General features: G+C 64.9%; 15 protein-coding genes. 6 read left to right on the forward strand and 9 right to left on the reverse strand.

Features of this window, described 5'->3' with window-relative positions:
• Positions 1 to 40 precede the first annotated feature (40 nt).
• Positions 41 to 580, reverse strand: a complete 540-nt coding sequence (locus QRN51_RS03795; protein ID WP_059388553.1) for an NUDIX hydrolase family protein — start codon at positions 578 to 580, stop codon at positions 41 to 43.
• A gap of 291 nt (positions 581 to 871) precedes the next feature.
• On the opposite strand from QRN51_RS03795, the gene QRN51_RS03800 reads away from it, so the two are divergent.
• Positions 872 to 1474 carry a YdeI/OmpD-associated family protein gene (locus QRN51_RS03800; RefSeq protein ID WP_059388554.1) on the forward strand — a complete coding sequence of 201 codons (603 nt, stop codon included), beginning with the start codon at positions 872 to 874 and terminating at the stop codon, positions 1472 to 1474.
• A 3-nt stretch (positions 1475 to 1477) separates the two neighbouring features.
• Here QRN51_RS03800 and QRN51_RS03805 read toward each other — a convergent pair whose 3' ends face one another.
• On the reverse strand, positions 1478 to 1987 hold the full coding sequence (locus QRN51_RS03805; protein WP_284988684.1) for a hypothetical protein: 510 nt from the start codon (positions 1985 to 1987) through the stop codon (positions 1478 to 1480).
• Positions 1988 to 2016: 29 nt separating this feature from the next.
• On the reverse strand, positions 2017 to 3189 hold the full coding sequence (locus QRN51_RS03810) for a glycoside hydrolase family 76 protein (protein ID WP_284988685.1): 1173 nt from the start codon (positions 3187 to 3189) through the stop codon (positions 2017 to 2019).
• Positions 3190 to 3299: 110 nt separating this feature from the next.
• Here QRN51_RS03810 and QRN51_RS03815 point away from each other — a divergent pair, with 110 nt between their 5' ends.
• Together QRN51_RS03815 and QRN51_RS03820 are read left to right on the forward strand one after the other, a co-directional pair.
• The gene (locus QRN51_RS03815) at positions 3300 to 4091 is read left to right on the forward strand and encodes an SDR family NAD(P)-dependent oxidoreductase (protein WP_284988686.1); all 792 of its coding nucleotides are present in this window, start codon (positions 3300 to 3302) and stop codon (positions 4089 to 4091) included.
• Positions 4088 to 5350 (forward strand): acyl-CoA dehydrogenase family protein, encoded by a 1263-nt coding sequence (locus QRN51_RS03820; RefSeq protein ID WP_284988687.1) that lies wholly within the window; start codon positions 4088 to 4090, stop codon positions 5348 to 5350. Before QRN51_RS03815 ends, QRN51_RS03820 begins: the two co-directional genes overlap by 4 nt.
• Positions 5351 to 5393: 43 nt before the next feature.
• On the opposite strand, the gene QRN51_RS03825 is transcribed toward QRN51_RS03820, so the two are convergent.
• The 4 genes from QRN51_RS03825 to QRN51_RS03840 form a co-directional block, all read right to left on the reverse strand.
• Entirely contained in the window at positions 5394 to 7733 is a 2340-nt protein-coding gene (locus QRN51_RS03825) for a hypothetical protein (RefSeq protein ID WP_284988688.1), read from the reverse strand.
• A 325-nt stretch (positions 7734 to 8058) separates the two neighbouring features.
• A complete protein-coding gene (locus tag QRN51_RS03830; RefSeq protein WP_284988689.1) occupies positions 8059 to 8391 on the reverse strand; it encodes an L-rhamnose mutarotase in 333 nt (110 codons plus the stop codon).
• A 64-nt stretch (positions 8392 to 8455) separates the two neighbouring features.
• Complete coding sequence (locus QRN51_RS03835) at positions 8456 to 9850, reverse strand: MFS transporter (protein WP_284988690.1); 1395 nt, start codon at positions 9848 to 9850, stop codon at positions 8456 to 8458.
• A gap of 263 nt (positions 9851 to 10113) precedes the next feature.
• Positions 10114 to 11172: a LacI family DNA-binding transcriptional regulator gene (locus QRN51_RS03840; protein ID WP_284988691.1), complete on the reverse strand. Its 1059-nt coding sequence runs from the start codon at positions 11170 to 11172 to the stop codon at positions 10114 to 10116.
• 214 nt (positions 11173 to 11386) lie between these two features.
• Here QRN51_RS03840 and QRN51_RS03845 point away from each other — a divergent pair, with 214 nt between their 5' ends.
• The 3 genes from QRN51_RS03845 to QRN51_RS03855 are packed head-to-tail and all read left to right on the forward strand — an operon-like array spanning position 11387 to position 14591.
• Entirely contained in the window at positions 11387 to 12523 is a 1137-nt protein-coding gene (locus tag QRN51_RS03845) for a Gfo/Idh/MocA family protein (RefSeq protein WP_284988692.1), read from the forward strand.
• Positions 12523 to 13737, forward strand: coding sequence for a dihydrodipicolinate synthase family protein (locus tag QRN51_RS03850; protein WP_284988693.1), 1215 nt, complete (start codon positions 12523 to 12525; stop codon positions 13735 to 13737). The genes QRN51_RS03845 and QRN51_RS03850 overlap by 1 nt, the downstream gene beginning before the upstream one ends.
• Positions 13734 to 14591: a sugar phosphate isomerase/epimerase family protein gene (locus tag QRN51_RS03855; protein WP_284988694.1), complete on the forward strand. Its 858-nt coding sequence runs from the start codon at positions 13734 to 13736 to the stop codon at positions 14589 to 14591. Before QRN51_RS03850 ends, QRN51_RS03855 begins: the two co-directional genes overlap by 4 nt.
• 62 nt (positions 14592 to 14653) lie before the next feature.
• Here QRN51_RS03855 and QRN51_RS03860 read toward each other — a convergent pair whose 3' ends face one another.
• Together QRN51_RS03860 and QRN51_RS03865 are read right to left on the reverse strand one after the other, a co-directional pair.
• Entirely contained in the window at positions 14654 to 16726 is a 2073-nt protein-coding gene (locus QRN51_RS03860; protein WP_284988695.1) for a DUF6807 family protein, read from the reverse strand.
• Positions 16727 to 16871: 145 nt separating this feature from the next.
• Positions 16872 to 17708: a DUF1684 domain-containing protein gene (locus tag QRN51_RS03865; protein WP_284988696.1), complete on the reverse strand. Its 837-nt coding sequence runs from the start codon at positions 17706 to 17708 to the stop codon at positions 16872 to 16874.
• Positions 17709 to 18006 lie beyond the last annotated feature (298 nt).

The following is an 18006-nucleotide window of genomic DNA, read 5'->3' on the forward strand; positions in this document are numbered from 1 at the left end:
AGGCGGCTATTACCCGCGCTGCCGCTACTAACTGCGCGGGCTACTGTCCGACGCCGGCGAAGGCCAGAGCCTGGCGCACCAGATTGCCGCGGCCGCCGCTGAATTCCTGCTGGACGTCGTCGCTGAGGATTTCCTGCGGAGTCATCCACGTCAGCTCGAGGGCGTCCTGGCGAGGTTCGCACTCGCCCGTCACGGGGATGACGTAAACAAGGGACACGGCGTGTTGGCGGTCGTCCGTGAAGCCGGTCTGCGACGGTGCCGGGAAGTACTCGGCCACCGTGAACGGCACGGGACTGACGGGCAATTGCGGGAAGGCCAGCGGGCCGAGGTCCTTTTCCATGTGGCGCAACAGCGCGGCCCGGATAGTTTCGCGATACAGCACGCGGCCGGACACGAAGGAACGGACCATGGTGCCGTCAGCGTCGCCTTGCAGAAGGGTACCTACCTCGTTGACGAATCCGAGCGGATCCAGACGTACGGGAACCGCCTCCACGTAAACCATGGGGAGGCGGCCGCGGGCTTCGAAGAGGTCTTCATCGGAAAGCCAGCCGGAGTACGGGTCAGGGGTACGAACACTCATGGTTAAGTTCTACCCCATCCCGTGCTGTTCCATGCCGTACGAATCAGACAGCCAGGATTGCGTCGAGCCAAACTCCTGCACGCTCGCTCACTTATGTCGTCGAATCGGGCGACGCTCGCTCACGTATGTGGCCAAACTCGGGATCCCTCGCTCAGATGATCTGAGCGAGCGTTTCCGGAAACGCCGATATACGTGAGCGAGCGTCGGGGTAAGGGCCCATATAGGTGAGCGAGGGTTGGGCATGAAGTCAGTGGGCTTTCGCCACAGCCTAGCTGGCACCAGAATGGGGCCATGGCTGTTGAACTTGAAGAACTGATCGTCAAAGATGCTGCCGAGTGGCGGTCCTGGCTCGAAAAGAACGGCGCCGATAGCCCGGGCGTGTGGCTCGTGCTGCACAAGAAGGGCGGCAACGTGACGGAACTCGATTACGCCGCGGCCTTGGATGAAGCGCTTTGCTTCGGCTGGATCGACGGCCAAGGCAGAAGGCGCGACGACGAAAGCGTCTTCCAGCGCATGACCCGCCGCGGCCCCAAAAGCCCATGGTCCAAGCGGAACGTGGGGCACATTGCCCGTTTGGAAACTGAAGGCAAGATGACTCCGGCCGGATGGGCCGCCGTCGACAGCGCCAAGGCCGACGGTCGTTGGGAAGCTGCCTATGTGGGCCAAGCGGACGCGGAAGTCCCCGAGGACCTCGCTGCCGCCATCGCCGCGGTTCCCGAAGCCCAGGCGATGTTCGATGTGCTGACCGCGGTCAACCGCTATTCCCTGATCTACCGCACCAACTCGGTGAAGAAGGCGGAGACGCGGGCCAGGAAGATCGCTGGCTTTGTCGAGATGTTGGCGCGCCAGGAGACCCCGTATCCGCAGAAGAAAAAGCCCGCGGTGGCAGAGTAGGACCTACTCGGGCTTCTCGGCGGACAGAGCGACGATCCAGCCTGGACTGTCCTCCCCGAGCCGCTTGTCGAGGGCGACCCTGGCCTTGGCAGCGGCGATCTGCACCTTGCGGTCCTCGGCGCCCACCGAGGCAGGACGCTGTGAGGGGACGACGGCGCGGGGTTCGGACGCCGTGGCGGCTGCCAGGAGCGCGTCCTCAGTGCCGACTTTGAGGAGCGAGAGTTCCTCCCGTGACGCGAGTTCGCTGTGGCCCAGAATTTCGATGGCTTTTTGACCCATTTCGGCTTCGGAGCGGCTGCGGGACAGGGACGCGTCGAGGGCCCATTGGGCGCGGCGCCACCACTCGGACCTGTCATCCGCGCGCGCCTTCTGCCGCAGGGACAGGAGGCCTACGATCGCGGCAACCATCGCCGCGACAAGGACAGCGAGCGGGCTGAGCGCGCCAACGATCTGCCACCATTCCGGCGGCGCACCGACCACAGTGACGGGTATCGGGCTCGGGATCGGGTTCACAGCTCCAGACTAGGCCCCGGCGCTGACAATTAGTGGACGCGCGCGGCGGCTTCCAACACCATCCACGCCTGCAGCTGGGTGGAGAGTTCGACGGCGGTGCCCGGCGCGTACGTCTCGGCCGCCGGGCGCTGCGGTTCCGTCGAGAAGACGAGCCAACCGCCGTCGTCCTTTCCGGAAGCTTCGTTGGCATCGTCGGTGCGCACCGTCCGTCCCGCCCACAGAGCCTCCGCGGTATCGAGCACGAGCTCCCTGGCGGTGGCCCGGGTGGGGGCGGGCAACCGCAGGTCTCCGGCGGCGAGGGACAAGTATCTGACGAGGATTCCGGTGAAGAGCCCGCCGTCGCCGGTGCCCTCCCCGCGAAGAACGAGCTTCCCCTGAGTGTCAGGCTCACGGACGGTCAGATGCTCAGCCACCGAGCCCACCAACGCGGCCGCGTGTGCCAGGTTCGCGTCTCCACCCAACTCCAACAAGGCGCCGAGCACCGGGCCCTGGTTGTAGGTGTAGATCTCTTCAGCGAGGACGAGCTTGCCTTCCTTGACCCAGGCGCCGTCGAGGTAAAGACCGAGGGTGGGTTCGAAGAGGGTCACGTCGAGCCAGTCCAGAAGCCCTTGGGCCCGCTCGTGCTTGCCGGTCCGGGCGAAGTGCAAGGCCACCGGCGCCGTGGCCGGGGCGTTCTTGAAATCGCGCTTGGTGCTCCAGAAGGTGCCGCCGCCCATGTGTTGGGTGGAAGCCGATTCGAACTGCGGAGAGAGGCTTTTCTGCAACCGGGCGTTGCGTCGTCGGCCAGGCTTCTGCGCCCGCGCGGCCAAGGAATCCAAGCGCAGCACGGCGAGGGCCAGCCACGCCATGTCGTCGTAGTAGCTGTTGACGTAGCGCAGGAAGTTGCGCAGCCGGATGCTGGCGACCACGCGTGAAGCGAGCTCGCCGGCACTACGGCGATCACCGCCGTCGAACCTTGATCCCGAGGCCAGTTCGCGCAACCCCGCGTCCACGAGGCAATCGACGTAGTGCGCCTGCCACCAGTAGTTCCACGACTGAAACGGAGAATGGCTGGAGGGCCGGACCGACGCCGCAAGGTGGGTTCCCGGAAGGAAGAGGAGGCTCCGTCCGAAATGCCGGGTCACCGAGCGTGCGGCGTGGTCGGCCCGCGCGGCCCAATCCGGTGTTCCGGGGGTGCCTTGCGGGGTGTCGGCGGCGGACATGGTGACAGCCTAACGCCGCGCGCTTGGCCGCAGGCCCCTCACCAGTGCACAATCAAAGTGATTCAGTTAACATTCATTAACGGATTTTGGTTCTGCATCGAGGAGGATGGATGGACATCAAGGGCGCAGTTGCGTTGATAACCGGCGGGGCATCGGGTTTGGGGGCCGCAACCGCAAGGCGATTGCTCGACGCCGGAGCGTCGGTAGCGCTGCTTGACCTCCACTCATCTCCCGGCGAGTCCCTCGCCGCCGAACTCAATGCCGCGGGAGCCGACGGCAGGGCCGTGTTCGTCCCCGCCGACGTCACGAACGAAGAGCAGGTGCAGGCCGCCGTCGATGCTGCCGTCGCGCTGGGCCCGCTCCGGATCCTGGTCAACTGTGCTGGCGTAGCAACCCCGGGCAAAGTACTGGGCAAAGACGGTGTGCTGCCGCTCGAGAACTTCAACAGGGTCATCCAGATCAACCTCGTGGGGACCTTCAACGTGATCCGCCTCGCTGCCGCCGCGATGGCCCGGAACGAACCTGCGTCCACCGAACTCGGTGGCGAGGAACGCGGAGTCATCATCAACACAGCCTCCGTGGCGGCTTTCGACGGCCAGATCGGACAGCCTGCGTATGCCGCGTCCAAGGGGGCCGTGGCCGCGATGACATTGCCCCTGGCCCGTGAATTTGCGCGCTCGCTGGTGCGCGTCATGGCCATTGCGCCAGGCATCTTCGAAACCCCGATGCTGGCCGGCTTGCCCCAGGACGCCCAGCTCTCCCTGGGCCAGCAGGTGCCGCACCCGGCGCGTCTTGGCCGCCCCGCCGAGTACGCCAACCTCGTGGCGCACATCGTGGAGAATGCCATGCTCAACGGCGAAACCATCCGCCTCGACGGCGCAATCCGGATGGCACCGAAGTGAGCCAGACGCACAAGCTCGCGGCCGCCGTCGGACACCCGGCTGGTTCGCTGCCTTCCTTGCCTTCGGCAGACTTTTTCGATTTCGAGTCCCTCCTCAGCGTCCAGGAACAGCGCAAGCTCAACGAGCTCCGGCAATTCCTGGCCACGGAAATCGCGCCGTATGCCAAGGATTGGTGGGACAAAGCTGAGTTCCCGGCGCACATCCTGCCCAAGCTCGCGGCCCTTCGCCTGAGCACCCCCACGCACCGCGGCTACAGCAACCTGTTCGCAGGGCTCGTGATCGCGGAAATGACCCGCGTGGACACCTCCATTGCCACGTTCTTCATGGTCCACCACGACCTTTTCATCGAGGCGCTGTACGAGTTCGGCTCCAAGGATCAACAGGACCGCTACCTCGACGACGCCTCCAATCTGCGGACCACTGGTGCGTTTGCGCTCACGGAACCGGATCACGGATCCGACGTGGCCGGCGGCCTGCAGACTGTGGCCCGCCGGGTCCCCGGGGGAGCCGACGACGGCGGCGACTACTGGGTGCTGAACGGCGCCAAGCGCTGGATCGGCAACGGGACGTTCTGCGACCACATGCTGGTCTGGGCCCGGGACGAGGCCGACGGAGCTATTCGCGGCTTCATCGTGGACGGCACGCTGCCTGGCGTGACCCGAACCAAGATTGAGAACAAGATCGCACTGCGCACCGTGCAAAACGCTGACATTGTCCTCAAGGACGTCCGGGTTGCCGAGGCAGATCGTTTTTCCGGAATCAATAGTTTCGCGGACACCAACCACCTGCTGCGCGGGTCACGGCTCATGGTAGCCTGGCAGGCCGTGGGACAGCAGTTGGCGGCGTTCGACGTCGGCCGCCAGTATGCGCTTGACCGCCAGCAGTTCGGCCGCCCGCTGGCGAAGTTCCAACTCATCCAGCAGCAATTGGTGGACATGCTCGGAAATGCCGTGGCCAGCATGGGGATGATGGTGCGGATCGCCCAGCTGCAGGAGGGTATCTACACGGACAGCAAGGGAGTGCGGCACGGCGGAGCCCAAATGGCCCAGGTGGCGCTGGCCAAGGCGTACTGCAGCGCCCGTATGCGCGAAACCGTGGCGATGGGCCGATCCATCCTGGGCGGGAACGGCATCGTGACGGACTACCGGATGGCAAAGATCTTTGCCGATGCTGAGGCGATCTACACCTATGAAGGATCGTTCGAGATCAACTCGCTCATCGTGGGCCGGGCCGTGACAGGGGTTTCCGCGATCGTTTGAGGGCTTTTGGCGGAGTATCGCGCCGGTTTGCGGAACCGGCTGCCTACATCGCGAGTCGCCTCACGTTGGTGAGCCCTTGGACCTGCACGGGAGTGCTGCTGCTCACCTTGGTGCCATTGGAGAGCTGGCCTTCTCCGTTGTAGCCCCATGCCCGGACGGTCCCGTCGGTGAGAAGGGCATACGTGCTGAATCCGTTCGACGTGATCGAGGCGACCCTGCTCAGGCCGGTGACTCGGGCGGGGGATGCGGTATGGGTGGTGGTCCCGTTTCCAACCTGCCCGTTCGGGTTGTAGCCCCAGGCGCGGACCGTCCCGTCAGCCAACACTGCATAGCTCGTGCCGTAGCTGACCGAGATCGAAGCGACCGCGGTGAGACCAGGGACCCTAACCGGGATGCTGCTGTTTTGGCCGATCGGGCCGCCGCCCAGTTCTCCGGCGTGAAGTCCCCAAGCGCGAACCGTGCCATCGGTAAGGAGCGCATAGGCATGTCCCCCGTCAACCGCGAGGGAGGCAACGCCGGAAAGGCCGGCGACCTGAACGGGGATGGCGCTTTGCGGTGCCGAACTGCCGGAACCAAGCTCGCTGCTCAGGTTGTTTCCCCAGGCACGGACCGTTCCGTCGGTCAGAAGGGCATATGCGTTCCCCCAGCAAGTGGAAAGTGATTCGACGCGCGCGAGGCCGGACACTTTGACCGGAGCGTCCCTGTTGATCGTGGTGCCATCCCCGAGCGCACCGTCACTGTTTTCGCCCCAAGCCCGGACCGTTCCGTCGGTCAACAACGCATAAGTCGCACTAAATGTAGCGCTGAGGGAAGCAACTCCCGTCAGGCCAACAACCTGGACCGGGGTGCTGCTAAAGGACAAGGCGCTGTTGTAGCCCGTGGTGGGACTATACCCGCGGGTGCCGTTTCCCAACTGGCCGTCGTAGTTGTTTCCCCATGCCCGGACCGTCCCATCGGCCAACAATGCATAGGCGTTGTCCGTATTGGCGACGATGGAGGTCACCCCTGTCAGGCCCGCGACTTGAACCGGGGTGTTCCGGTACTCGGTGGTGCCGTCGCCCAGTTGACCCCAGTAGTTGATACCCCAAGCCCAAACCGTGCCGTCAGCGCGCAACGCATACCTATTGGCGCGACCTTGAGCAGTCATGACCACATCGGTCAATCCCGAAACACCGATCGCCGAAAGACTGTCCGTATAGGTGCCATTGCCAAGCTGCCCGTAGCGATTGTCGCCCCAGATGCCCACGGAGCTCGTAGATGCCCCGGGAAGGTAGTAGCCGGAGACGTCCGCAATTAGCTGGGTGGTGCCCCACGCGCGGTTGTAGAGCGTAACCTTGCCGTCGGCCCCGACCGGGACCGTGACGGAATTCGGAACAGTCTGCCCAGGCGAAAAGTTCACGTTCGATGAACCCGGCCGATCCGTCCCTGAGGCGTACGCCGTAATGAACCCGACCGACGTCGGGCCCGTGACAGTGAGGTTGAAAGTAACTGCCGCAACGTTGGCTGGAACTCCATTCGCCCCACCTGCCTGGAAAGACACCACCCCGTCAGCCCCCACAGGACCCCTGTTGCGGGTATCCAGGAAGCGTGTGGGCGCTACGGGAACAAATGCACCTGCTACAGTCGGCGTCCCGGCAACGTAGTAGCCGGATACGTCGGCGAGCAGTTGGGTGCTGCCGGACGAGCGGTTGAAAAGGGTGACCTTTCCGTCGGAGCCGACGGGGACGGTGACCGAGTTCGGAACTGTCTGGTCTTTTGCGAAGTTGACGTTGGAGGAGTTCGGGCGAGGTGTGCCGGAAGCGTAGGCGGTGATGAACCCGTACGACGTCGGGTTCACAACAGTGAGATTGAACGTGACTGCCGAGACCGTCGCCGGAATCCTACCCAACCCACCGACCTGGAAGGACACTGTCCCGTCCGGACTCGCGGGAGCGCTGGTCCGGGTTTCCAAGAGCCTGACGGGTGCGACAGGCACGAAGGCACCCGGCACAGTCGGCGCTCCAGGGAGGTAGTAGCCCGAGACATCAGCGATCAATTGGGTGGTTCCCGACGAGCGGTTGAACAGGGTGACCCTTCCGTCGGCCCCTACCGGGACCGTGACGGAGTTCGGAACGGTCTGGCCGCCGGCGAAGTTCACGTTGGATGCGTCAGGTCGGTTGGTCCCGGAAGCATATGCGGTAATAAACCCGAAGGACGTGGGATCGGTAACTGTGAGATTGAAAGTAACCGCCGCCGCATTGGCCGGAATCCCGTTCACCCCGCCAACTTGGAAGGACACCGTTCCATCAGGGCCCACGGGAGCACTGTTTCGGGTATCCAGGAACCGCGCCGGAGCCAACGGGATAAATGCGCCCTCGGCGGTGGGTTTCGAGGTGGTACCCATGAGCGCTAAGGGTGTCGGTGCCGGAGCAGAGGCTGTATCCGCCTCCGCTGCGGGCGCCGCCAAGCCAGACAAAAGCAGTAGGATCCCCACGGTCGCTGCCACACTGGCAGTTCCACGCTTTATCCGTGCACTCAAAGAAACCACAACGCCCCCAATAAACATGCCCGGAAGTCTTAGGCAAGCCCCAATTCGTTCTTGCGGAAAGTACCACACTGGGCCGCTGTCCGGAATTCCAAGGGGCAGAGCACTTCCGGGGCTTGTTTCCCAGACCGGAGCTTGAAGCGCGGCGATGGGAAACAAGCCCCGGTTTTCGGAACCCAAGGCCTCAACCCCGGAACAACTGGTCCTCGAGATTGAAGATTTCCGTGAGCTGGACGAATCCTTGGTCGGGTGCCTGTGCGTCGTTTTCGAACAGGAGCGCCATTTCCGCCTGCCAGCGGGCATTCACGTCAGTCAGGGCCATGCGGGCCCGGGCCGCATCGAAATCGTCGCATTCCACGTACCCCACCAGCAGCCCGTCGTCAGCCAGGAACAGCGAATAGTTGTTCCATCCGGCTGCCTTGAGTTCACGCAGCATCTCCGGCCAGACGGTCGCGTGGCGCCGCCGGTACTCCGGAATATGGCTGGGTTTGACCGAGGAGCGGAAGCAGACGCGCATCGAGGTTCCTACCTTCTGTGAATCGTTTCATTCGTAGGCGGCGAAGAGCCGCAAATTGCGCAGCTTACCGGGTGCCGCTCCTGAGCCGGCGGTACTCCTCGCGCGGAACCGGCGTCGCGTCCGGGGTGCCCAGCTGATTGAGGGGGATGCGGTATGTTTCCCGGGCCGACCAAGCGGCCACGGCGCCGATGATGCAGATTCCGAAGCAGATGGACCCGATGATGAGCGGTACGTTCGCGGATCCCGGCGGCGCGATCGCCGTGAAGATACTCGGAAGGAATGCCGTGATGACGAGGCCGATGTTCTGCGAGATCGCGAATCCCGTGACGCGGGTACGGGCGGGGAAGAGCTCCTGGAAATAGCTGGCGAACGTTGCATTCCAGACTTGGTAGAGCGTGCCCCACATGAGGATCGAGAGGACGATGGTGAGCAGTACGTTGTTCTGGCTGACCGCGTACAGGTAAGCGTAGGCCAGCACTCCTGAGCTCAACGAGCCGAAGATCATCAATGGCCTGCGGCCGAACCGGTCCGAAAGATCTCCGAACAACGGGATGAGGGCCAGTGCGACGACGTTGGCCAGGACCGGGATCCAGAGATAGACGGTGGTGCTCATGCCGACGCCGTAGCCCGGCTGGGTAGCGTAGGCCGCTCCGAAGACTGCCACGGTGACACCGACGACGTTGACCAGGGTCATGCAGACTGCGCGAACCACGTTGAGACCGCTTTCGCGCAGCACGCGGACGATTGGCATCTTCGGGATCTCTTGGTGTGCCTTTTCTTCGGTGAAGATGGGGGTTTCTTCGACCCGGCGGCGGATCATGTAGCCTGCGAACACCACGAGGGCGCTGAGGAGGAATGGAATGCGCCAGCCCCAGGATTTGAACGATTCACTGGAGAGCATGGCCGAGAGCGGGAGGAAGACTGCGGCGGCGATAATTTGCCCGGCCTGGGTGCCCTGGAGCGCGAAGCTTGCGTAGAAGCCCCGGCGTCCGAAAGGTGCGTGCTCCACGATCATGGCGCTGGCCCCGCTGAGTTCGCCGGCCACCGCAAAGCCCTGGATGAGCCTGACGGCGACCAGCAGGACGGGCGCCAGGAGGCCGACCTGGCCGTAGGTAGGCAGCAGTGCGACGGCGAAGGTCGAAGCGCCCATCATGAGCATCGCCAGGACCAGGACATTCTTACGGCCATGCTTGTCGCCCCACTGTCCCAGGACGAATGCGCCGATGGGGCGGGCCACGTAGCCCACGGCGTATGTGCCAAGGGAAGCGATCAGCGCCACGGTCGGGTTTCCGGCAGGAAAGAAGACGCCGGGAAACACCAGAGCGGCGGCCTGTGCATAGATGAACCAGTCGTAGTACTCAAGGGCGCTGCCGATCCAGCCGCTGGCTGCCGCTTTCCTCGTGGTGCTGGACTGTCGCGGTTCGATTGAACTTCGCTGCCTGCTCGCGTCGATCTTCATATTGTCCTCCTTTGGACAAGTCGTTGGGGCCACTGGAAGGGCCTTCCCGTCTTTGGGTGTGGTTTCCAGCAGGAGTGCGGCGCCATTGCAAGAATCGGACTGAACTTCCGCTTGGTATGCGCTTTCCCATCTGGTAAGCGCTTTCCATGAGACACCCGCGCGGCCGTGCTGTCAAGGTTAAGTTGTTGCATCGGTCACACTGGCGACAGACGCTCGGCCCGGCGCGATCGCGTCATCGATGGAGCGGCCGCGAGCCAGGGGAACTACGGCGAACCCGTGCTCTTGCGGAGGGTGACGCTGCCCGCGACGGCGGCTGGACCGCCGCCGTCGTCGTCGGAAAGGGCCGCAATGGTTGCAAGCCGTCCGATTTCTTCGAGTGGCAGGCTTACGGTGGAGAGCGCCGGCCGGAAGTCCCGGAGCCATTGGATGTCGTCGAATCCTGCGAGGCTGGCGTCGTGGGGGATCCTGAGCCCCTGGTCCCTCAACGCGGCGGCCACGCCGATGGCCATGACATCGTTGCTCGCGAAAATGCACAAACGCTGCTCCGGCGCCGACTGGCCGGAGGCCTTGATCCGCCAGGCAAGCTCAATGCCGGCGTCGAAACCGCCGTTCCGGTTGAACGCGACGTGCACAACATCCGCGGCGGGTTGGCCGGCGTCGGACAAGCCGCGTTGGAATCCCATAACGCGCTCATCCGACGTTGTTAGCCCTTCTGGACCTGCCACGATGACGAACGGCCCTTTGTGTGTGCGCGCCAACTCCCGCGCCAGATCCTGCGCAAGTTGTTCGTTCGGGACGGCGATGGTGCGGTAGTTGTCCGTTTCGGCGACGCCCAGGATCGCTTGCCCGACGACGCCCACTCGCCCGCCGTTGCGGCAGTAGCGGTCCAGTTCGGCGGCTAGCTCGGTGTTCGCGCGGGCGTCTTCGGAACGGGTTGAACGCGATCCTGCGATGACGATCGACTCGGCCCGCCGTGCAGCGAAGGCGGCGACGGCGTCCTTCTCCTCGGCGGGCGTGCCGTTGGTGGTGGCGAGCAGCACCATGCGGCGCTCTTGCCGTGCCGCGGCCTGCACGCCTTGCGCTATGGCGGAAAAATAGGGGTCCGCGATGTCGTGCACGATCAGGCCGATGAGGCCTGTGCTGGATTTCGCCAGGGCCTGGGCCTGGGCGTTCGCGATGTAGCCCAGGGTGTCTGCCGCCTGGCGGACGCGCTCGGCGATGTCCGGCGCGGGCGTCCTCGCAGAACCATTGAGCACCCGGGAGGCCGTGGCGGGGGAGACGCCGGCCAGTTTGGCCACTTCGGACAGCGTGCTTGCAGTCACGGACAACTCCTCTTCAAAGCCTCAGTCTCGGGCACTTCCAGCAACATCCGATTATTGCAGGCCCAACTAGCAGTGGGAAAGCGATTGCCAGACCCGGGGCGGCGTGTCATCATGAATGCATTGGGAATGCGCTTTCCCACCTCATTACTTTCCATCTGAAGAAGGACTCATGGGCACCAATTCTGTTACAGCAACAAAGTCCATAAGGATCGCCATGAACGGCATCACTGGCCGGATGGGCTACCGCCAGCACCTGCTGCGTTCCATCCTTCCCATCCGCGACGCCGGGGGCTTCACCTTGGCAGACGGCACCCGCGTCCAGGTCGAACCGATCCTGGTTGGCCGCAACGAAGCGAAGATCCGCGAACTCGCCGAACTCCACAAGGTGTCCGAGTGGTCCACCGACCTCGACGCAGTTATCAACGACCCCACGGTCGACGTCGTTTTCGATGCGTCGATGACGAGCCTCCGCGCGGCGACGCTGAAGAAGGCCATGCGCGCCGGAAAGCACATTTTCACCGAGAAGCCGACGGCGGAGACGCTGGAGGAGGCCATCGAGCTGGCCCGCATCGGCAAGGAATCCGGGGTCACGGCCGGCGTGGTGCACGACAAGCTGTACCTGCCGGGGCTGGTCAAGCTGCGCCGCCTGGTGGACGAAGGCTTCTTCGGCCGGATCCTCTCGATCCGCGGCGAATTCGGCTACTGGGTCTTCGAAGGCGACGTCCAGGCGGCGCAGCGCCCTTCCTGGAACTACCGCAAGGAAGACGGCGGCGGAATGACAACGGACATGTTCTGCCACTGGAACTACGTCCTTGAAGGCATCATCGGCAAGGTCAAGAGCGTCAACGCCAAGACCGCCACCCACATCCCGACCCGATGGGACGAATCCGGCAAGGAATACAAGGCCACGGCCGACGACGCCTCCTACGGCATCTTTGAGCTCGAGACCCCGGGCGGGGACGACGTCGTCGGACAGATCAACTCCTCCTGGGCGGTCCGCGTCTACCGCGACGAACTCGTGGAGTTCCAGATCGACGGCACGCACGGGTCCGCCGTCGCGGGCCTGAACAAGTGCGTCGCGCAGCAGCGCGCCCACACCCCCAAGCCCGTCTGGAACCCGGACCTGCCCGTTACGGAGTCCTTCCGCAGCCAGTGGCAGGAAGTTCCCGCGAACGCCGATCTGGACAACGGCTTCAAGCTGCAATGGGAAGAATTCCTGCGCGACGTCGTCGCCGGCCGGGAGCACCGCTTCGGCCTGCTTTCCGCCGCCCGCGGCGTGCAGCTCGCAGAACTCGGCCTGCAGTCCTCGGCCGAGCGCCGCACCATCGACATCCCGGAGATCGTGCTCTGATGACTTCCCTCCTCCTTCCAAACCACGACGGCGGGACCCGCCTCTACAAGGTGCGGCCGGCAACGTCGTGGGCCAGGCCGACGTCGCCCTTGACCTCACGGCGTGCCTACGCCGCGGCGCACGTGATCCCCGAAGCAACGGCCGACAACACCCCGGGTACCCCCGCGCGCTTGGACTGGGACGCCACCATGGCGTACCGGCACGAACTGTGGTCCTACGGCCTGGGTGTTGCCGACGCCATGGACACAGCGCAGCGAGGCATGGGCCTGGACTGGGCCGCCACGCAGCAGCTCATCAAGCGAACCGGCGTCGAAGCGGCATCCGTGCTGGCATCCGGCAACACCGCTACCGCCGGGAAGACCGTCAGGGACCTCGTCTCTTGCGGTGCCGGAACTGACCAGCTGGACCTGGACTCTGTCCCCGAGGGGCCCGCCGGAATCAAGACCGTGCTGGACGCCTACCGCGAGCAGATCGCCGTCGTGAGTGAAGCGGGACCGAAGGTCATCATCATGGCGTCGCGGGCGCTGGCCAAGGTGGCAGCAAGCCCTGAGGACTATCTGCAGGTCTACTCCACGCTCCTCAGTGAGGTGGACCAGCCCGTCATCCTGCACTGGCTCGGGACCATGTTCGACCCCGCACTGGCCGGCTACTGGGGATCGGACGACGTCGCCGAATCAACGGAAACCTTCCTTGGCCTGATCCGGGAGCACGCGGACAAGGTGGACGGAGTGAAGGTCTCGCTGCTGGACGCCTCGCATGAAGTTGCCCTGCGTGCAGCCCTTCCGGAGGGCGTCCGCCTCTACACCGGCGACGATTTCAACTACCCGGAACTGATCGACGGCGACGGCGCCCACCACTCGGACGCGCTGTTGGGCATCTTCGCCGCGATCTACCCTGCCGCCTCGGTCGCCTTGCAGAAGTACGACGCCGGCGACGCCGCGGACGCGCGCGCCATCCTGGACTCCACCCGCGAACTGGGCAAGCACATCTTCAGCGCCCCCACGTTCTACTACAAGACCGGGATCGCCTTCATGTCCTGGCTCAACGGCAAACAGCCCGGATTCCAAATGGTCGGCGGGCTGCATTCCGGCCGCTCCGTGGTCCACCTGGCACGCACCTTCGAACTCGCCGACCAGGCCGGGCTCCTGAGCGATCCCGCGTTGGCCGCCTTCCGCATGTCCGATTACCTCCGCATCAACGGGGTGAGCGCATGAACGACTTTTCGCGGCCGTCCGACTTTTCCAGATTGTCACTCAACAGCGCCACCACCAAGAAATGGACCCTCGCCGAGGCGGTGGACGGTTGCGTCCGTGCCGGGATCCCGGCGATCGGCCCGTGGCGGGACATCGTCGCCGACACCGGCCTGGACAAAGCGGCCAAGCTGATCAAGGACGCCGGACTTCGCGTTTCCTCCCTCTGCCGGGGCGGCTTCCTCACAGCCGCCGACGCCGAAGGGCAGGCCGCCGCTGTGGCGGACAACCGGGCAGCCATCCTCGAAGCCGTGGCCCTGGATACGCAGGAGCTGTTCCTGGTGGTCGGCGGACTCGCCCCGGGAGAGAAGGACGTCGTCGCGGCCCGCCAGCGCGTGGCCGACCGCCTCGAGGACCTGGTGCCCTTCGCCGTCGAACACGGGGTCCGGCTGGTGCTCGAACCCCTGCACCCGATGTACGCAGCGGACCGGGCCCTCATCTCGACGCTGGGCCAAGCGCTCGACCTCGCCTCGCCTTACGACGCGAAGGCGGTGGGCGTCGCCGTCGACACCTTCCACGTGTGGTGGGACCCGGAACTGAAGCAGCAGATCCAGCGGGCCGGCCGGGAAAACCGGATCGCCTCCTTCCAGGTGTGCGATTTCAACCTCCCCATCGCCGCCGACGCCCTGCTGTCCCGCGGCATGATGGGCGACGGCGTGATCGACTTCGCGACGATCGGCAGCTGGGTGCGCGACGCCGGATACACGGGCGACATCGAGGTCGAAATCTTCAACCAGGACATCTGGGACGCAGACGGCGATTCAGTCCTGGAAACCATGAAGCAGCGCTACGCGGAACTCGTGCTTCCGTACGCCTAACGGCGCGGCGCGGGCGGGTCTGAAAGGGCGGGGCACGTTGCGTGCCCCGCCCTTCTGCGTGCCTAGCCTCCGGCGGAGACCCTGTTGGCCATCAGCTCGGCAACCTCGGCCGGAGACAGCTTGGCGTCGACGATCCACACCGTGAACGTGCGGACCAAGGAGTCGCCTGCGGCAAGCACCACTGGCCGGTCCCACGCGAGGGCCGAACCCACTGCGGAGTAATCCGCCATCCGGACGAACCAAGGATCCGGCGCCTCAGCCGGGGCAGCGAACACCAGGGTGGCGGGGCCTCCAGGGAAGTCGGCTGCCCAAGCCAGCCACGGTGACGCCGAGCCGTGGACTTCGGGTTCGCCGCGACCTTCGGCAGTGAAGACCTCAGCTTCGGTGCACGCAGGCAAGCGCCAGAAAAAGCCGCCGTAGCCGCTTCCGGGGGCGCCGTTTGAGCCGGGGCTGCCCAGCGAGGAGTCGACGACGGCGGTCAGTTCTGTTCTTAGCTCCAGTTGCCAGGTGCGGCGGTCGAGCTGCCGGGAGCCGGTGGTGCGGCGTTCGCGGAGAAGTTCGGCGCCGTCCGGTGCCTGCCAACTCAATTCCTGCTCCAGCAAGCCGGGCCCGGACACTGTGGAGCGCTCGATGATGCGCCCATGGTCTTGCCGTTCTTCGTAACGGCCCGACGCGCGGATGTACGTTTTGCCGCCCCAGAAATTGGTCCCGTTCACATCCTGCAAGGTGAATCCCGCGCTAAGGTGCCAGGGGTGGTCTGCCGGCAGGTGATCAGTTACGGGGACTCCGGCCAGTGTGCGGACCGGGTGCAGATAGGGCCGCGGGGAGAGCCGCGTGGCAAGGCCTGTACCGCTCTGAACGGTCGCCAACAGGGCGGCGCCGCCAAGCTCGCCGCCGTCGGGCAGGCTCAAAACCGGCCTTCCGGCGTCAACGGCTGGACGCGCCCAAGGCAAGCCGAGTTCGCTGAAGGTGGCGTGCGCCGCCGTCGCGCGTTCCAGGGCGTCTTCGATTCCGTCGACTACGGCACGGGCGGCGTCACCTTCGCCCTCCCAGGTGACGTACTGCTCCGGGATCAGCGCCGGAGATTCCGCGGTGCGGATGGCTTCGAGGACCTGCATGAAGGCGCCGCTGTCCGCGAGCGGACTGATCAGCGGCGCGGTTGCGGAGCCCGGTGCCGAGCGACGATGCTCCAGCAGGTCTTCGGTGAGGTCCACCCGGCCGTATACGGTTTCGCGCTTCCCGGCGGCAGAGCTGACAGTGAGCCGGTCTTCGGTGTAATGGAACACTGCAGTGCCTTTGCTGCCCTGCAGGGTGATGTACGGTTCCACGGACTCGGCGGCGCAGAGGGTGAGCGCGCACGTGATGGGCACGCCCGCTGCGGTGCGGATCCGGATGACGGAGGTGTCGTCGGCTTCGATGTCGTTGGCGCGGTACAGGTCCGTATCCACGGACGCGAGATCGTCCACGGTTTTCGCCCCGGCGATCCTCAGCGCTGTGGCGATGGCGTGGGCCAGGGGGTTGGTCGCCACCCCATCGACGACGTCGACGCCGTCAAGGCTGCGCTTACCCGCCCATCGTGAGCGTTTGTAATAGGCGCGGTCACGCACCCAACGCCCGGTGGCCGAGATGCCCAGGAGCGTGCCGATCTCTCCCGCCGCAAGGAGTTCATCAATGGCCTGGAGGGCCCGGGATCCGAGGCTTTGGAAGCCGACCTGGACGATTCTGCCAGCTGCGGTGGCGGCTTCCTGCAGGCGATTGAAGTCGGCGAGGGAAGCGACTGGAGGCTTCTCAAGGTACAGATCGGCGTGGGGGAGCGTCGTGAGGGCGAGTTGCGCGTGCGTCTGGATGGGGGTGGCCACAATGACGAGGTCCAACGCGGGGGTTCCCGCCAAGAGCTCGTCCAAGTTGCTGAATACCGCGGTTCCGGGCGGGAGGGCGCCGGGGGCGGGCGGATTCGGATCCGCCACGGCAACAAGTCGCACCACGCCGTTTGCCTGGAGCCTTTCGAGGTTCTGCAGGTGGTGCGCGCCGAAGCCGTGGACCCCAATAAGGGCCACCCTGCTGGGCTCATGGCCGGACTGTTTGTGTTCTGCCGGTTTGCGTTCTGCCGGGACGGGCGTGGACAGGGTGCCCATGGCTCTCCTCATCTGTCCCCGGGAGGCGGGGCTGCTGACGTCGGTGTCGTTTCAGGACCGCTTGGTAAGCGCTTTCCAAGAAGAGTGTACCTTGAGTCCAGGGGAGATGTAACGGCTTTGGTTTGCTGCGTTTAGGCGGTTGCGTTTAGACGATCCGGCCGGCCGGCAGTTTCTCCCCGGCCTCGACCGCCACGTCGATCGAATTTCCCGCTACAGGCATAGGGCATGTGCCATATGGGGTGAAGGCGCTCGGGTAGTTGATGGCGCGGTTGAAGTCGAGGACCACGGAACCGTCGGGCCGGGGGCGCGAGACGGCCAGCTTGCGCCATTCGTCCGTGGTGTTGCCGTTCGTCTCGTCGTGGAAGGTCACCGTGAGGGCTCCGAGCTTCTCGGCCTCGGCGTGCAGGCGGATCTCGTGGGGAAGTCCAGGCGCCCGGAAAACTACCTCGCCTACCGATCGGTGCACCCCATCCACCAAAGGATTGGCTGTCCCGATCGGCACATCCACGGGCTCGGGGTACGCCTCGAAGCGGCCTTCAAGCACCCAGTCCGGGTTGTATTCAAAGGTGGGAACGGCGTCGAACTCCGTCAACACCGGCGAGGAGTTGTCCCTCGTGCGGATGGCGTACTTGTCCGCGCGCATGGCAAGTTCCACCACCACTTCCGTGCCATCCGAGCCGCCGAACTGCACCCACATGAGCGATTCCTCGTCCTGGAGGGTGGCTGAAATCGTGCCGTCCACGGGAGCTCCCGTCTCCACGAGTGTGAGTCCGTCGGTCGCGCTCGCGGTGAGTGTCGCCGTCGTGCCGTCCGTCGACCAAAGCCCCGGGACGAGCTCGACGGCGGCGGGTGCGGATTCGAGCCACTGGAAGGAGGTGAGGGTCAGCCAGCCGTGGTCCGCAGCGAGCGCGGCGTTGCGACCGGTGCGGAAACGCTGCCAGCGTTCCAGCTGGGCGTTGCTTGCGGGGGCTGTTGCGCTCATGGTTCCTCCAGCGGCTTGGGGCGGTGTTCGTTGGCTTAACCATGCACCCGTCGCCACCATTCCCGGAACCCAACTGACTAGCAGTTGTTGTCGTTTTGACGGCTCATAACGACAACAACTGCTAGTCAGTTGGGCCGGAGCGGGCGGGCGGAGCCCGCAGGCGGAGCCCGCGACAACATTTGAGACGGATTGCCACCGGCCTCAGGGCTGCGGGTAGGATTCCTTTGGAAATATTAGTAATCCGGCTCACAGTATCCAGCGCAGTGTACGGGCCACACCCAACGCCAGAAGGTATTTT

The sequence above is a fragment of the Arthrobacter sp. efr-133-TYG-120 genome (assembly GCF_030209785.1).
GTDB lineage: Bacteria > Actinomycetota > Actinomycetes > Actinomycetales > Micrococcaceae > Arthrobacter.

Coding starts and splice junctions, on each gene's coding strand:
- QRN51_RS03815 (WP_284988686.1), top strand. CDS start 3,300: ATGGACATCAAGGGCGCAGTTGCGTTGATAACCGGCGGGGCATCGGGT.
- QRN51_RS03800 (WP_059388554.1), top strand. CDS start 872: ATGGCTGTTGAACTTGAAGAACTGATCGTCAAAGATGCTGCCGAGTGG.
- QRN51_RS03855 (WP_284988694.1), top strand. CDS start 13,734: ATGAACGACTTTTCGCGGCCGTCCGACTTTTCCAGATTGTCACTCAAC.
- QRN51_RS03845 (WP_284988692.1), top strand. CDS start 11,387: ATGAACGGCATCACTGGCCGGATGGGCTACCGCCAGCACCTGCTGCGT.
- QRN51_RS03830 (WP_284988689.1), bottom strand. CDS start 8,391: ATGCGCGTCTGCTTCCGCTCCTCGGTCAAACCCAGCCATATTCCGGAG.
- QRN51_RS03835 (WP_284988690.1), bottom strand. CDS start 9,850: ATGAAGATCGACGCGAGCAGGCAGCGAAGTTCAATCGAACCGCGACAG.
- QRN51_RS03795 (WP_059388553.1), bottom strand. CDS start 580: ATGAGTGTTCGTACCCCTGACCCGTACTCCGGCTGGCTTTCCGATGAA.
- QRN51_RS03865 (WP_284988696.1), bottom strand. CDS start 17,708: ATGAGCGCAACAGCCCCCGCAAGCAACGCCCAGCTGGAACGCTGGCAG.
- QRN51_RS03850 (WP_284988693.1), top strand. CDS start 12,523: ATGACTTCCCTCCTCCTTCCAAACCACGACGGCGGGACCCGCCTCTAC.
- QRN51_RS03810 (WP_284988685.1), bottom strand. CDS start 3,189: ATGTCCGCCGCCGACACCCCGCAAGGCACCCCCGGAACACCGGATTGG.
- QRN51_RS03825 (WP_284988688.1), bottom strand. CDS start 7,733: ATGGGTACCACCTCGAAACCCACCGCCGAGGGCGCATTTATCCCGTTG.
- QRN51_RS03860 (WP_284988695.1), bottom strand. CDS start 16,726: ATGGGCACCCTGTCCACGCCCGTCCCGGCAGAACGCAAACCGGCAGAA.